This window comes from Pseudomonas sp. C27(2019), from assembly GCF_008807395.1.
Classification (GTDB): domain Bacteria; phylum Pseudomonadota; class Gammaproteobacteria; order Pseudomonadales; family Pseudomonadaceae; genus Denitrificimonas.
In genome coordinates, this window is the sequence record NZ_CP043320.1 from 1,431,660 (window position 1) to 1,447,683 (window position 16,024).

At 49.8% G+C, this 16,024-nt stretch carries 13 protein-coding genes; 1 reads left to right on the plus strand and 12 read right to left on the minus strand.

Annotated elements, in window-relative coordinates:
• Nucleotides 1-2 precede the first annotated feature (2 nt).
• The 5 genes from FXF61_RS06545 to leuC form a co-directional block, all read right to left on the minus strand.
• On the minus strand, nucleotides 3-2,915 hold the full coding sequence (locus FXF61_RS06545; protein ID WP_151184513.1) for a FimV/HubP family polar landmark protein: 2,913 nt from the start codon (nucleotides 2,913-2,915) through the stop codon (nucleotides 3-5).
• 327 nt (nucleotides 2,916-3,242) lie between these two features.
• A complete protein-coding gene (asd, locus tag FXF61_RS06550) occupies nucleotides 3,243-4,355 on the minus strand; it encodes an aspartate-semialdehyde dehydrogenase (RefSeq protein ID WP_151184514.1) in 1,113 nt (370 codons plus the stop codon).
• Between the two features lie 81 nt (nucleotides 4,356-4,436).
• A complete protein-coding gene (gene leuB, locus FXF61_RS06555; protein ID WP_151184515.1) occupies nucleotides 4,437-5,519 on the minus strand; it encodes a 3-isopropylmalate dehydrogenase in 1,083 nt (360 codons plus the stop codon).
• 51 nt (nucleotides 5,520-5,570) lie between these two features.
• The gene (gene leuD, locus FXF61_RS06560; protein WP_151184516.1) at nucleotides 5,571-6,215 is read right to left on the minus strand and encodes a 3-isopropylmalate dehydratase small subunit; all 645 of its coding nucleotides are present in this window, start codon (nucleotides 6,213-6,215) and stop codon (nucleotides 5,571-5,573) included.
• A gap of 2 nt (nucleotides 6,216-6,217) precedes the next feature.
• Nucleotides 6,218-7,651: a 3-isopropylmalate dehydratase large subunit gene (gene leuC / locus FXF61_RS06565; protein ID WP_151186026.1), complete on the minus strand. Its 1,434-nt coding sequence runs from the start codon at nucleotides 7,649-7,651 to the stop codon at nucleotides 6,218-6,220.
• Nucleotides 7,652-7,820: 169 nt separating this feature from the next.
• Between leuC and FXF61_RS06570 the strand changes: the two genes are divergently transcribed.
• Nucleotides 7,821-8,690: a LysR family transcriptional regulator gene (locus tag FXF61_RS06570; protein WP_151184517.1), complete on the plus strand. Its 870-nt coding sequence runs from the start codon at nucleotides 7,821-7,823 to the stop codon at nucleotides 8,688-8,690.
• A 252-nt stretch (nucleotides 8,691-8,942) separates the two neighbouring features.
• On the opposite strand, the gene FXF61_RS06575 is transcribed toward FXF61_RS06570, so the two are convergent.
• The 7 genes from FXF61_RS06575 to rarD all read right to left on the minus strand — a co-directional run bounded on the left by FXF61_RS06575 (nucleotide 8,943) and on the right by rarD (nucleotide 15,987).
• Nucleotides 8,943-9,914 (minus strand): tRNA-dihydrouridine synthase, encoded by a 972-nt coding sequence (locus tag FXF61_RS06575; protein ID WP_151184518.1) that lies wholly within the window; start codon nucleotides 9,912-9,914, stop codon nucleotides 8,943-8,945.
• A 131-nt stretch (nucleotides 9,915-10,045) separates the two neighbouring features.
• Nucleotides 10,046-10,486 (minus strand): thioesterase family protein, encoded by a 441-nt coding sequence (locus FXF61_RS06580; RefSeq protein WP_151184519.1) that lies wholly within the window; start codon nucleotides 10,484-10,486, stop codon nucleotides 10,046-10,048.
• A complete protein-coding gene (locus FXF61_RS06585) occupies nucleotides 10,483-11,130 on the minus strand; it encodes a bifunctional 4-hydroxy-2-oxoglutarate aldolase/2-dehydro-3-deoxy-phosphogluconate aldolase (protein ID WP_371921496.1) in 648 nt (215 codons plus the stop codon). Before FXF61_RS06585 ends, FXF61_RS06580 begins: the two co-directional genes overlap by 4 nt.
• Before the next feature lie 3 nt (nucleotides 11,131-11,133).
• The gene (gene edd, locus FXF61_RS06590) at nucleotides 11,134-12,942 is read right to left on the minus strand and encodes a phosphogluconate dehydratase (RefSeq protein ID WP_371921506.1); all 1,809 of its coding nucleotides are present in this window, start codon (nucleotides 12,940-12,942) and stop codon (nucleotides 11,134-11,136) included.
• A 50-nt stretch (nucleotides 12,943-12,992) separates the two neighbouring features.
• The gene (locus FXF61_RS06595) at nucleotides 12,993-13,676 is read right to left on the minus strand and encodes a 6-phosphogluconolactonase (RefSeq protein WP_151184522.1); all 684 of its coding nucleotides are present in this window, start codon (nucleotides 13,674-13,676) and stop codon (nucleotides 12,993-12,995) included.
• Nucleotides 13,677-13,711: 35 nt separating this feature from the next.
• On the minus strand, nucleotides 13,712-15,013 hold the full coding sequence (locus FXF61_RS06600) for a DEAD/DEAH box helicase (protein WP_151184523.1): 1,302 nt from the start codon (nucleotides 15,011-15,013) through the stop codon (nucleotides 13,712-13,714).
• A 77-nt stretch (nucleotides 15,014-15,090) separates the two neighbouring features.
• Nucleotides 15,091-15,987: an EamA family transporter RarD gene (gene rarD, locus FXF61_RS06605; protein ID WP_151184524.1), complete on the minus strand. Its 897-nt coding sequence runs from the start codon at nucleotides 15,985-15,987 to the stop codon at nucleotides 15,091-15,093.
• Nucleotides 15,988-16,024: the final 37 nt, after the last annotated feature.

Below are 16,024 nucleotides of genomic sequence, written 5' to 3' on the forward strand. Positions count from 1 at the left end.
AATTATCCTAACTGGCTAATAAGTTCACGTGCTTCATCTTGTTGTGCTGCAGTACCTTCAACGACAACTTCGTCAAGAATATCTCGCGCACCCTCTGCATCACCCATATCAATATAGGCTCTTGCTAAATCAAGCTTGGTGGCTGTTTCATCAGTGCCTGATAGAAAGCTAAAGTCGTCTTCAACATCACCTAGATCTTCAATTTCAAGATCTGTTAATTTCAAGTCGTCTTCGCTACTGGGCGTAGGAGCCGCTACTTTCGCTTGCTCAGCGGGTTTGTCCTCAAAATCATCCAAGTCGCCCAAGTCGCCCAAGTCGTCAAGATCAAACTGGCTGTGCCTTGGGTCAATCAAGGTATCGTCTGCAAGCCCATCAGTATCTAAGCTTTCGCTCAGCGCCTCCAATTCAGCACTGACTTCATCAATTTGTTGGCCAAAAGCTGTTGTCTCAGACTTGTCCTGCTCTGGTAGAGAAAACTCTTCTGATAAATCAAAGCTGGGTGCTTCTGCAGCTTCAGAATCAGCCAATTCAAGCGCTAGATCATCTAAAGAAAACTCGTCATCCGTGCTCGCCTTTTGTGTTTCATCCGCTGCATCTAGATCAAAATCGAATGAATCAATATCTAAATCCAAACTGTCTTTTTCTTCGACAGCAAAGTCGTCGCCAAACTCAAAAGCCGTTTCAGCTGCAGGCGTGGCAGGCTCGGACAAATCAAGGTCTAAACTGAACTCAGTGTCTGCTGGCTTATCTGCAGTATCTGCATCTGCCAACAAAGCTGACAAGTCATCAAGCTCAGTATCGAGCTGCTCTGTAGAGGTGGCGCTGAGTAGGTATGGTGAATCCAGCGTGATGTCGTCTAGGCTTAAGTCAGCAAAGTCATCATCATTCAGATCGTCTGCAATATTAGCAACCTGCTCAGCACCCAGCATGTGCGGATAGCGAGCTTTGAGGTGTTCTAACTCTGACTCAACACCACCGATCTCAGTAATTTCTGTAATTTGGCGTGAAAAGCCACCATGATCCTCAAGGTCTGCACACACTTCAAGTAACTTCAGGCGTAGATCAGTACGCTGTGGTTCTTGCTCAATAGCGGCATGCAGAACATCAGCCGCTTGGTTAAAGCGCCCAAAGCTAATGTAGCTATTGGCTTCAGCAATCGGATCCGCTGCTTCTTGTTTAAACTGAGTGTCTGCAACAGGTTCTTCAAATGCAAAGTCTGTATCAAAGGCATCACTTTCTGCTGCTAAGCTGCTCGCCGCTAAAACATCCGTTTCAGGCGCCTCTAGCGGGCTATCATCAGGCGTCAAGGTCTCACTTAACTGCTCGTCATACAGCTCCGCTTCTTTACGCGCCCTGTTACGCGATATTGCCATCAACAATAGCAGCAAGGCTAGAATAGCAGCACCACCAGTGGCAGCTAACAGCATTGGATCATCCATTACCCTGTCAACGATGCTCTTCTCTTCAGCAGTCTCTGCGGCAGGTTGAGTGACAGCTGGTACTTCAGGCTCTACTGCTTCGGCTTCCGGTGTTACAGGTTCGACTTCCGGGGTTACTGGCTCTAAAGTTTCAGGCTCTGGTGCCACTTCGGCTTCTGCTTGAGCATCAGCCTCGACCTCAGCCACAGTAGGCTCTTGTACTGTATCTATCGCTTCAATACTGTCTGCAACTGTTGCTTCTGCCTGATCCAAAGTTTCAATACTGGCTTCTACAACGGCAGTAGCATCAACGGCATCGACTGTTTCGCTGCTACCGTCAACGACAACAGCGTCAGTTGGCTCAAGCGGTGCGTCAACACTACTTTGTAACTGAGCCAGCTGATTGTCTTTTAGTTCAATAAGACGCTTTAACTTATCAAGCTGACTGTTGAGATCTTCCACACGACTGGCAAGGTCTTCATTTTCTAGTCGCGTTGAATCTAGACGCTCTTTACTTAATGCCAACTGATCTTGCAAGTTTTGCAAGCTGGCTGCAGAGCCTTCATCTGCAGCTTGCCCAGCCTGACCTGGCGCATCAGCCACCAACCGTAAACTGTCAGCTTTCTCAATTTGTGCTGGTGCAGCACCGGCTGTAGTGCGATGTGTTGCATCCAGCTGGCGCTCAGCACGAGCGGGTGCTGCGCGACCGGCTTTCCAATCGGTATTTTGTTGGCTGACTTGAGCGATTGCATCTGCCCGGCTGCGACTGCGGATATCTTGCTCGGTTGGTAAGCGTAGCACTTGACCGCTCTTCATGCGGTTTATATTGCCATCGATAAAGGCATTAGGGTTAAGGTCTTGAATAGCCAGCATGGTTTGGTGCACAGACGCACTGCCACCAGTACGCTGTGCAATTACCCATAAGGTGTCATTCTTTTGTACTCGATAATCTGTACCTTGCAGCGCAGTACGTGTAGGTGCGGCGGTGCGTGCCACAGGCTGGGGCTGGCGTACCTGTCGTGGTGCTGCTTGCACTGCGCGCGGGGCTGCTGCAGTAACTGCGGGCTGCGGTGCATAAATAACTTGTTGTGGTTTATACAGTGGCGGGTCTAGCAGCAGCGTGTACTCACGCAGTAGACGACCATTTGGCCATAGCACTTCAACTAGAAAATTCAGATAGGGTTCTTTGACGGGCTTACTGCTAGTGACGCGAATAAATGGCTTGCCATTGGCACCAATGACTGGGCTAAATTTTAAGCCTGTCAAAAAAAACTGGCGATCAATGCCAGCCTTACTGAACTCTTCTGGCGATGCCAGCTGAGTTTTAATTTCAATAGCGGTGAGGTCTCGCACCTCTAATAAAGAAATCTCAGCTTCAAGCGGCTGATTTAAAGATGACTTAACAGCTAAATCACCCAAACCTAGCGCATGGGTAAAACTGGATGAAAACGCTGTAGCAGCTGCAACTGCTAACACCAATTTGCGAACTTGAAGCATATAGAGTTATCCCTTTTTATTCGTTCCGGATACCCCGGAGGGTTTTGAATGCTCTGTTCTCAATCGCCAAGGTTTGACGGCCCCCGTCAGCAGCACTCAACCTGATTCCGCTCTTGCAACTATAAATAATATTCAGTCTAGGCGCTAAGTATCTTGCACAGCTAGAGTTTTATCAACATTCAATCGCGTTACTTAAAGTATATCAAGCCTGTTTTACGCTTATTATCAGACACACTGCACACTTTATAACTCTAACTCTGGGCCTAACTTTTAACATAGACGCACGCGCCGCTCCATCAGCTAGCATTTGCGTGCGTCTATTGCGGCTTAACGCTCCAACAAAATACGCAACATTCTGCGCAGTGGTTCTGCAGCACCCCACAACAATTGATCACCCACTGTAAACGCACCTAAATAATGTGAACCCATATTTAGTTTGCGCAGACGCCCAACAGGGACACTCAACGTTCCGGTCACTGCGGTTGGCGTCAGCTCTTGCATGGTTGCCTCACGCTCATTAGGCACTAAACGCACCCAAGGATTATGCTGACTGATCAACCCTTGGATATCTGCCAGCGGCACATCTTTATTGAGCTTAATGGTCAGCGCCTGACTGTGACAGCGCATTGCGCCAACACGCACACACAAGCCGTCCACTGGGATTGGGTTTTTAAAGCGCGCTAAAATCTTATTGGTTTCAGCCTGCGCTTTCCATTCTTCTCGACTCTGCCCATTAGGCAGTGCGGCATCAATCCAAGGGATTAAGCTGCCCGCGAGCGGCACACCAAACTGATCGCTCGGGCATTCATCACTGCGCTGAAACGCAGCAACCTTACGATCAATCTCTAAAATAGCACTGGCTGGGTCTTGTAGTTCGCTGGCTACACTGGCGTGAATACCGCCCATTTGCCTAATCAGCTCACGCATATGTTGCGCACCACCACCACTGGCCGCTTGATAGGTCATGGCGCTCATCCACTCCACTACACCAGCCTCAAACAACCCACCTAACCCCATCAACATTAAGCTAACAGTGCAGTTACCGCCGACATAATCTTTAATGCCGGCTTCTAAGGACTGGTCAATCACTCTGCGGTTGACTGGATCCAAGACAATCACTGAATGATCTTTCATTCGCAGCGCAGACGCTGCATCAATCCAGTAACCATCCCAACCCGCTTCGCGTAGTTTAGTGAATACCGCATCAGTATAGTCACTGCCTTGACAGGTCAAGATAACATCCAGTGCTTTAAGCTCATTAATGTCATAGGCATCTTTCAAAGGCGCAATATCTTTGCCGATTGCTGGCCCTTGTCCACCGACATTAGAGGTGGTGAAGAATACGGGCTCTATTAAATCGAAATCACGTTCTTCGAGCATGCGCTGCATGAGCACTGAGCCCACCATTCCGCGCCAACCAATTAGACCTACACGTTTCATCGCGATTACACCTATTGTTAATAATTAATCCGCCACAGCTACTAAACTATAAAAGCGGCGGATGTATTCAATTGACTGAGCTTACAACTTAGCAAGCGCTGCCGCTACTGCATCACCCATTTCTGCGGTACCGACTTTGCGCATACCAGCGGAGAAAATATCACCGGTGCGTAAACCTTGATCAAGCACATCGCTGACTGCTTGTTCAATCGCATTAGCAGCCTCTGTTTGATTAAAGCTGTAACGCAGCATCATCGACACTGAGAGAATCGTTGCCAGCGGGTTAGCAACACCCTGCCCTGCAATATCCGGTGCTGAACCGTGGCACGGCTCATACATGCCTTTATTGTTCGAGTCCAAAGACGCCGAAGGCAACATGCCAATCGAGCCGGTCAACATGGACGCTTGATCAGACAAAATATCACCAAACAGGTTGTCCGTGACAATCACATCAAACTGCTTAGGCGCACGCACCAACTGCATCGCAGCGTTATCAACATACAGGTGGCTGAGTTCAACATCGGGGTAATCTTTAGCAACTTCGATCACCACTTCACGCCACAAGCGACTGGATTCCAGTACGTTAGCTTTATCCACTGAACAAAGCTTTTTGCTGCGCAAGCGTGCCATGTCAAAACCAACTTTAGCAATGCGGCGAATCTCACTTTCGCTGTACGGCAGTGTGTCAAAGGCCATACGCTCACCATTTTCGAGCGTCACAGTATCACGTGGGGTGCCAAAATAAATGCCGCCGGTCAATTCACGCACAATCAGAATATCTAACCCTGAAACAACCTCAGGTTTTAAGGTTGACGCTTCAGCCAGTTGCGGATAAAGAATCGCTGGTCGCAAGTTACCAAACAAGCCTAACTCGGAGCGAATCTTCAATAAACCACGCTCAGGACGAATCGCTCGATCTAAAGTATCCCATTTTGGACCACCAACAGCACCGAGCAGAACCGCATCCACTTCTCGCGCCAACTCAAGCGTGGAGTCAGCCAAAGGAACGCCGTGTTTATCAATTGCCGCACCACCCAATTCACCTTCAATCAGCTCAAGGCCTAAGTTGAACTTAGTGTTAGCCAACTTTAAGACCTTTACCGCTTCACTCATGATTTCTGGGCCGATGCCATCACCGGGCAATACAAGAATTTTTTTCGACATGTCAAATACTCAGCACCGCAGTGAGTTCACACTGCGGTGCAATGGGTTAAATTAAAGGGCGTTAAACAACCATGGGTTGGCTTGTTTGTAACCCACTTCAAACTCACGAATCAAGTCAGCATCTTGCAAGGTTAGACCAATATCATCTAAACCATTGAGCAAGCAGTGCTTACGGAAAGCATCCACTTCAAAGCTGTACTGTTCGCCATCTGGACGTGTCACAGTTTGCGCGGCCAGATCAACAGTCAACTCATAGCCTTCAACGGCTTGTGCCTCAGCAAATAATTCATTGACTTCAGCTGCCGTCAAAATGATCGGCAGCAAACCGTTCTTAAAGCTGTTGTTATAGAAAATATCAGCAAAACTTGGCGCGATGATCGCACGGAAACCGTATTCTTCTAACGCCCAAGGTGCATGCTCACGACTGGAGCCGCAGCCAAAGTTTTCTTGCGCGAGCAAAATACTAGCGCCTTGGTAGCGTGGTTGATTGAGGACAAACTCAGTGTTGATTGGACGTTTGCTATTATCTTGACCTGGGTAGCCCTCATCGAGGTAGCGCCACTCATCAAACAAATTGGCACCAAAACCGGTACGCTCAATGGATTTTAAAAACTGCTTTGGGATAATCTGGTCAGTATCAACGTTGGCGCGATCCAACGGAGCAACTAAACCCTGATGTTGAGTAAAGGCTTTCATACTTATGCTCCCTCGTTCATTAGTTCACGCACATCAACAAAGTGACCTTTGACTGCGGCTGCGGCAGCCATTGCAGGGCTGACTAAGTGCGTGCGACCGCCAGCACCTTGACGGCCTTCAAAGTTACGGTTTGAAGTCGAGGCGCAATGCTCGCCACTGCCTAACTTATCTGGGTTCATTGCCAAGCACATGGAGCAACCAGGCTCACGCCACTCAAAACCGGCCTCTAGGAAGATTTTATCCAAGCCTTCCTCTTCTGCTTGCTGCTTAACCAAACCTGAGCCGGGTACCACCATCGCCTGAATCACATGACTGGCGACTTTGCGGCCTTTTGCCACTGCAGCCGCCGCTCGTAAGTCCTCAATACGCGAGTTGGTGCACGAGCCAATAAACACGCGATCAAGTTTAATATCGGTAATGGCTTGGTTGGCTTCTAAGCCCATGTATTTTAAAGCGCGAGTAATGGAGTCGCGTTTAACCGGATCGGCTTCTTTAGCAGGATCAGGCACATTAGCATCAACCGGCAAGACCATTTCAGGCGAAGTACCCCAACTGACTTGCGGGATAATATCTTCAGCACGCATCTCCACCACGGTGTCAAAGTGCGCATCGTCATCCGAAACTAAATCTTGCCATGCGGCGACGGCAGCATCCCAATCGGCATCTTTTGGTGCGTATGGACGACCTTTAACATAGTCAATGGTTTTTTGGTCAACAGCGACCATACCCACACGAGCACCGGCTTCAATGGACATATTACAAACGGTCATGCGGCCTTCCATTGACAGCTCACGGATGGCACTGCCAGCAAACTCAAGCGCATGGCCATTACCACCAGCGGTACCGATTTTGCCGATAATCGCCAAAACGATATCTTTGGCAGTGACGCCTGCTGGAATCTTGCCTTCAACGCGCACTTGCATGTTTTTCATTTTCTTAGCAACCAAGCACTGAGTCGCTAACACATGCTCAACTTCTGAGGTACCAATTCCGTGAGCTAAAGCACCGAAAGCACCGTGCGTTGAAGTATGGGAGTCACCGCAGACTACAGTCATGCCCGGTAAGGTGGCACCCTGCTCTGGGCCAATCACATGCACAATGCCTTGGCGAATGTCATTCATTGGAAACTGCAAAATGCCGTATTCATTGCAGTTGTCATCCAAGGTTTGCACTTGAATGCGGGAGACGTCATCAGCAATGGCTTCAATGCCACCAGCGCGCTCTTTTTGCGTGGTGGGCACGTTATGATCTGGCGTGGCAATATTACTATCAATGCGCCACGGCTTACGACCTGCCAAGCGCAAACCAGCAAAGGCTTGTGGCGAGGTGACTTCATGTAAAATATGGCGGTCGATGTAAATCAACGAAGAACCGTCATCACGACGCTTAACTTCGTGCATCTCCCATAATTTGTCGTACAGTGTTTTTCCAGCCATTAGACCGTCCTCATCAGTGTTATGCGCAGCGGTCATTCACCTACTGCTTATGTGTTTACTTTAAGAGTTTCGTTTGAATAACTCAAATTGATATTTATTATCCCTTGGATTCCATTTAGGAATAGCAGTATAGTCAAAGCATTCAACCCTGTTCGCTTGAGTGCCCCCTATGGATCTTGCCAACCTACAGGCTTTTATCGCCATCGCCGAGCAGCGTAGCTTCTCCTTAGCCGGTGAGCGCTTGCATGTGACCCAGCCAGCGATTAGCAAAAGGATTGCCAGTCTAGAAGAGCAACTGGGTATGCGTTTATTTGATCGCGTAGGCCGCGAGACCACCCTGACCGAAGCTGGGCAAGCGCTATTGCCGCGCGCCTACCGCATTGTCAATGATCTGGATGATGCACGCCGCGCACTGAGTAATCTAAGCGGCACAGTCAGCGGCCGCTTAAGTTTGGCCACCAGCCATCATATTGGCTTACGACGATTACCCCCGGTGCTGCGCACATTTACTAAAGCTTTTCCTGAAGTGATATTGGATATTCGCTTTCTTGATTCTGAAGTGGCCTATGCTGATGTGCTGCACGGACGTTGTGAGCTGGCCATTATCACCTTATCACCCGACTGCGCAGCGCCCTTACAAGCGGTTAAAGTTTGGCAGGATGATCTCGACTTTGTTGTCGCCCCCGATCATCCACTGGCACAGCGCAAACGCATTAGCCTTGCCGACTTATGTGCCTACCCTGCGGTATTTCCAGGCAGCCATACCTTTACCCGAAAAATCGCTTTGCAGTTATTTGATAAAGCAGGCCTCACGCCGACTATCAGTATGAGTACCAACTATATGGAGACCATTAAAATGATGGTCTCCATTGGTTTGGCTTGGAGTGTATTACCGCACAGCATGCTCGATGACAGCGTGGTGCGCTTACCGATCAGCAATGCCAGCCTCAGCCGTGACTTGGGTTATATCGTGCATACAGAGCGCACGCTATCCAATGCGGCACAAGCCTTTATGCAGATGCTCAGTGCCAGCACTTAGCTTCTGGGCGGGCACTTGTTCCCGCGATTAGAAACAGTGGGCATAAATGCCCATCCTACCGTTTGTCACGAAATTGCAGACTTGGAGCTGGCCATGCCTGCGACCCTGCTTACTAAATGCGTGCTGTATCTGTAAGTGCGTGTTGCTAGTCAGTTCTATCGCGGTTATGAGCCGCTCAGGAGGCCTGTGTTCTCGGCAACTTACGCGTTTGAGTCGCAAAACTAAAAAGACTAATAAAGCGGCATACTCAGTCTACTGCTGCCCGTGATCAAGCGCATCTGCTCTAAAACTGAAGATACGATCAATCTCTTCGCAGTCAGTCACTTTACGTAACTGGCTAAACAGCAGTTGTGCTTCTGGGTAATTGCGGGTCAGCATGGCTAGCCATTGCTTCAAACGTCCAGGCGCACTGCGCGGTGCTAATGACAAACGCACCTGTCGCCAGAACTCTTGCAGCATCGGTTGCAATTGTTGCCAGGTCTTAAGCTGGTAATCAATGCCATCGCGCGCGCAAGCAATTTGCTTAGCTAAATCTGGTCGTGAAACCAAGCCACGACCCAGCATGACGTGATCTACACCGCTGATTGCGCGGCAGCGATACCAATCGTCGAGGGTCCAAATATCGCCATTGGCAAACACTGGCACACTGACTACATCCTGCACCTTGGCCACCCATTCCCAATGTGCTGGTGGCTTATACCCATCAGTTTTAGTGCGCGCATGCACCACAATTTGCGCTGAGCCACCAGCGGCTAAAGCGCGCGCGGAGTCCATCGCGCCATCTGGGCTGTCGTAACCTAAACGCATCTTCGTTGTTAGAGGAATATGCGCTGGCATCGCCGCCCGCACAGCTGCAACTATCTTATAAAGCACTTCAGGTTCACGCAGTAAGATTGCGCCACCATTGGAATTATTTACAGTTTTCGCTGGGCAGCCAAAATTTAAATCAATCACCGGCGCACCCAACTCACAGGCTTTTGCCGCATTATCGGCTAACGCATGTGGATCAGAGCCCAACAGTTGTACACGCAGCGGCGTGCCGGCTGCGGTCTTAGCGCCCTGCTGCAGCTCTGGGGCAAGACGCTGATAGCTTCGGGTCGGCAAGAGCTGGTCAGTGACGCGCACAAACTCGGTAACACACCAATCAATGCCGCCCTGCTCGGTCAGCACATCACGCAAAATATGATCAACCAAGCCTTCCATCGGCGCTAAAGCAATTTGCACAAGACATATCTCATAGATAAACAGGCATTTAGGATAAGCACCTGTCGAAAATAACGGCATTCAATTAAAACACAACAATTTTAGAGCAATACGCGGTTATTTAGCTCAGCTTTATTAAACCCTGCACCTGATCAAAGATGCTCAGGCAGCATCACAGCACCATAACCTTTAATAAACTCTGGTGGCATACGCCTTGGGCGACCGCTAGACAACTCAATGCAGACGAAGGTGGTCTTGGCGCGCAACAACGTAACGCCATCCGATACCCGCACCAGCTGAAAATAGCGGTCCATGCGCAGACGCTGATCCGAGTGAGCAATCCATGTGGCCATTTCAAAGGTTTCACCCTCATAGGCACTGGCCAGATAATCAATTTCATGACGCAACACTGCCATGCCACGATCCAGCGCTTGGTACTCAGCAAAACCCAAACCTAGATCAATGGAGTGTTGCCAAGCGCACTCCTCCATCCAGCGCACGTAGACCGCATTATTAACATGATCAAATTCATCAATATCAGCAGATACGGCGCGCAGCGGTAAAATATAGGGCGACGGATAATCCCAACTCATGTGAAGGATTCCAAATGACCGGCCATCGTACAGGCTTCACGGGCCAATTGGGTGATTTGATCCCAGGCCTGCGCTTGCACAAGGCTTGCTGGAGCGATCCAAGTACCACCGCAACAGGCCACATTGGGCAAACTCAAATAACTCAATAAATTATCACGCGTGACACCGCCGGTCGGGCAGAAACTGATACCGGTAAACGGCCCCTTAAAGCTATTGAGCATGCGCACACTGGTACCACCATTGGCTGGAAACAGTTTCAAGGAACGATAACCGTATTCAAATGCCAATAACACCTCAGATGGCGTCATTACCGCAGGCAAATAGGGCACCCCGGATTCTTGCGCTGCAACGGCCAGTCGCTCTGTAAAACCTGGGCTCACAGCAAACTGTGCACCGGCAGCAATGGCTTGCGCAAACTGCTCAGCACGTATCACCGTGCCAGCACCGACAATCAGGTCAGGTACTTCTTCGCGGATCACTTGCAAGGCCTCTAGCGCTTGCGGAGTACGTAGCGTTACTTCAATAACGTTTAAGCCGCCTGCACACAAGGCGTGTGCCAAACCCACAGCACGCTCAACATCATCGATGACCAATACCGGCAAAACCGGATACGCGCGACGTAAGATATGTTCCATAGTTAGCATGATTCAGTCCTCTAGTAGAAAGCTGGCACCTTGATCTGCAGGGCCAACCCAACGACGTTGCGCAGCAAACAGCTGCAGCCCGTAACCCACTGGCACATCACAGGGTGCCTGCGCATCACTGCGCAAAGCCAACTCTGCAGGAGCGACATGCACATGCAGTAAATCCTGGTGCGCATCAAGCTCAATCAGATCACCGTCATGCAAGCGACTTAGCACACCGCCTTTAGCCGCTTCAGGTGTCACATGCAGCGCAGCCAATACCTTACCTGATGCACCAGACAATCGGCCATCAGTGACCAATGCGACGCTCTGACCATTGGCCTGCAGATTTGCTAAAAGCGGCATTAACTTGTGCAGCTCTGGCATGCCATTCGCGGCGGGACCCTGAAAACGTAACACCACTACTAAGTCACCTGTCAGCGTACCGGCATCATAGGCTGCTAGTACATCAGCCTCTCTGTCAAAGACCCGTGCCGGTGCTTTAATTGACCAAAATATTTCTTTTACTGCTGAGGTTTTTACCACTGCACGCCCTACATTACCTGCCAGCAGATGCAAGCCACTGTGCGCGGCAAAAGGATCAGCGGTTGTGCGTAAAATACTCTCATCTTGACTGATAGCTGGCACATCACGCCAGGCTAAAACGTGATTATTTAGGTACGGCTCGCGTGCATAGGCATCCAAGCCTTGGCCAGCAACGGTAAACACATCGTTATGCAGCAAGCCAGCATCCAGCAATTGCCTAAATAACCAAGCCACACCACCAGCAGCATGAAACTGATTTACATCTGCTGCGCCATTGGGGTAAACCTGCGCCAACAGCGGCACGATTTTGGATAAACCAGCCAGATCCTCCCAGCGCAACTCATAACCTGCTGCGCGCGCAATGGCAGGCAAATGCAAAGTATGGTTGGTCGAGCCACCACTGGCCAATAAAGCCACGGCACCATTGACCAACGCCTTAGCATCAATTTGCACAGCCAAAGGCAAGAAACGACTACCATGTCGGGTGTTTTCCAGCAATACGCGTGCAGCCTCATCGGTTAAGGCATGACGCAACTCTGATACCGGCGAAGCAAAGGCACTGCCCGGCACATGCAGGCCCATCGCCTCCATCAACATTTGATTGCTGTTGGCAGTGCCATAAAAGGTGCAGGTACCCGCTTCGTGATATGCGGCTAACTCAGCTTCTAACAACTCATCACGATCAGCTAAGCCAGCAGCATAACGCTCACGCACCGCCGCTTTTTCAGGATTAGACAAGCCTGAACTCATTGGCCCGGCGGGTACAAAAACCGCAGGCAGATGGCCAAAGTGCAATGCACCAATCAATAAGCCCGGTACAATTTTATCGCACACACCTAAATACAGCGCACCATCAAACACCCCATGGGTTAAACCGATGGCGGTGGCTTGGGCAATTAAATCGCGCGAGAACAGCGACAGTTGCATCCCCGCTGTGCCTTGGGTGACGCCATCACACATGGCGGGCACACCGGCGGCAAACTGGGCGCTTGCACCGTAGCGATACAAGGCTGTTTTAAGCTGATCTGGGTAGCTTTTGAGCGGTGCATGGGCAGACAGCATATCGTTGTAGCTGGAAATAATCGCCACATGGCTAGCGCCACCTTGACGCATAATCAGACGCTGGTCTTGCGGCTGCGCTGCCATCACATGAGCTAAGTTGGAGCAACCATGGGCACGGTTTACACCCTGCTCGGCAGCTTGCATCACAGCCTTTAGATAGATCGCACGCCGCAGCTGCGAGCGCTCCTCGATCTCTTGAGTAATTTGCTCAACACGCGGATGCAACATGATAATTCCTTCTTTTTAACGCACGGCAACACACAGCAATCAGCAGCTTAAGGCGCCCAATAAATATGTACAGGCAGCGGCGCACGCCAGAGTAAATGGTAGATGGGGAGCGCCTGCGTAGTGGGGTCATTGGCGAGTACACGATCAATCATTTGCCGCTTGCTCTCACCAAATAATAAAACACTTAAACACTGGGTCGCGCACAGCATTGACATATTCAACGACAAGCGCACTTTTGGCTCATCCGGTGCTAAGCCGACCAAAGCAGAGGGCGCAGTTGTTAATTTTAGTGCTGGCATCAAATCAGGCATGCCGGCAAAAAGCGAAGCAATATGGCCGTCATCACCCATACCCAACACGGTGGCGGTAAAGGGTATCTGTGTTTGTAGGGCCTGCGCCCAAGCCTCACTTGATCGCTGCGCTGTGTCAGCTAAACGCGGGTCAAGCACCGTTGCTTGCGGCAACGCTGCAGCCAGCATCTGCGCATTACTGTGTGCACTGTCATGCTCAACCCAGCGCTCATCGGTTGGACTGATATGAATATCAGCCCAAGGCACATCCAATTGATTGAGCATCTGCAGTGCAGCTGCCGGTGTGTTACCACCGGGCAGCAACAAGCTGACTGCCTGCTGCTTTTGCAAAGCCTGCGTGATACAGGATAGCACCGCATCTGTCAGCGCTTGGTTACATGCGTGCTGTGAGGCAAACGTATGCAAAACTGCCTGTGACATTGACACCTCCAAAAGCCATTATTTGACCCAAAGAGTTATTTTTTACGCAGCGGTGCATGACCATCGCTGCTAACCACCAAGGTACCTTCAGGTCGACGGTTTCTTGATGGTTTTTTAGCTGCTTTAGTTGCAGTTTTTTTCGCCGCTTTCTTCTTTTTAACGCCTGCTGCTTTACCTGAGGCTTTAACGTTTTTCGGGCCTTGATACACGCCTTTCAGCTCTTTAATCACGCGCCGCTCAAAGCTCTGCTTTAAGTAACGCTCAACACTGGACATCAGGTTCCAGTCATTGTGACAAATCAAACTAATGGCTAAACCTTCCTCTCCAGCTCGACCGGTACGGCCAATACGGTGCAAGTATTCATCACCTGAGCGCGGCATATCAAAGTTAATCACCAAATCAAGGCCATCAATGTCCAAGCCGCGTGCGGCCACATCAGTCGCCACTAACACGCGAGATGTGCCTTGGCTAAAAAGCTCTAAAGCACGCTTGCGGTCTTTTTGATCTTTATCGCCATGCAGGACAAAGGTATTAATATCTTGCGCGACTAAACGCCCATATAAACGATCTGCTTGCACGCGAGTATTGGTAAACACCAACGCTTTGCGAAACGGCTCATTACTCAACAGCCAATGCACTAGGCGTTCTTTATGCGGCACATCATCGGCAGTAATGACTTGCTGACGGGTACTTTCATTTAACTCAGCAATTTGATTGACCATCAAGTGCAGTGGGTCTTTTAGCACTGAATTGACCATTTCACGCAAGGCATTGCCACCGGTGGTCGCAGAAAATAGTAAGGTCTGTTGGCGTGCTGAACACTCCTCAACTAAACGCTGCATATCTTCGGCAAAGCCCATATCAAGCATACGGTCGGCTTCATCAAGAATCAGCACCTCTACTTGGTCTAGTTTTAAATGCCCGGCATTTAAGTGCTCAATTAAGCGTCCCGGCGTGGCAATCAAGATATCAGGATCTTTACGCAGTAGCGCGCCCTGCTCTTTAAAGTCTTCACCGCCGGTGATAATGCCGGACTTAATAAAAGTAAACTGCGAGAACCGCTCAACTTCAGCTAAGGTTTGTCGAGCAAGTTCACGGGTGGGCAACAAAATCAATGAGCGAATCGCCACGCGTGGCTTAGCACCAGCAATAAAGCGATTGAGCAAAGGCAAAACAAAAGCTGCTGTTTTTCCACTGCCGGTACGCGCAATCACACGTAAGTCTCGACCTTCCAGCGCCGCTGGAATAGCCGCCGCCTGAACGGGCGTTGGCTCAGTAAAATCCAATTCAACCAACGCTTTCAATAGACGCTCATGCAGGGCAAGTTCAGAAAACACGGTATACCTCAAGATCATTGATCATAATAAATAACGCCCCTTGCATACGCTTAAGGCTAACAGACAGGCATTGTACTTCAGTTTAGACGCCGAGATTGCTTGATCAATATACGCACGCTGTCATAGATCACTAAAACAACAGCAATCCAAATGGGCACATAAGTCAACAACTCACCCGACTCGATACTTTCGCCAACCCAAAACACACTAAATAATAGCAACAGCACAGGTTCAACATAGCTCAAAATACCCAGCAAGCCCAAGGGTAGCAACTGACTGGCTTTCAACATAGTGCCGAAGGCAATAGCACTGAGCAAACCTAAGCCCGGCAGCCAATACCACAACTGTGGCGCAGTAGAAAACACACCAGCAGGGGCAAAGTTAACGAATATATAAATGGCAACGGGCGCTAGCAGCACCATTTCTAAAAACAAGCCACTAAATGCATCAAAACCCATCCAACGTCGCAGCATAAAATAGGGTGGAAACCCCACAGCACAGATTATAGTAACCCAAGACAGACCGCCCACCACCCAAAGCTCATGCATAACACCAATGGCAGCAAAAACCACTGCTATACGCTGCAAATTACGCAAGTATTCATGGTAAAAAACACGACCAACCAACACGAGCGATAAGGGCAGCAAAAAGAAGCCTAAAGTTAAGTCCAGCATCTGCTCATTAATTGGTGCCCAGACAAACACCAACCACTGCACGCCAAGTAGCCCAGCTGTCACAAACAGCGCCAAAATCAGTATCGGTTCTTTCAGCAAACGCAGAACAGCATCTTTAAGTGCTGATGCTCGCCCTGCGATAAGTAGCATGACAAATACCGCCGGCAGCGACCATAAAACACGCTGGGCAAACACTTGTACGCCGTCTAGCGGCCCCAAATACAAGGCATAACCGGGAATAACTGCAAACAAACATGAGGCGATAACAGACAACGCCACACCACGACCTGACAACTGCATACGTGTGCCCCTAAAACAGAATAACAAAAGCGGCAAC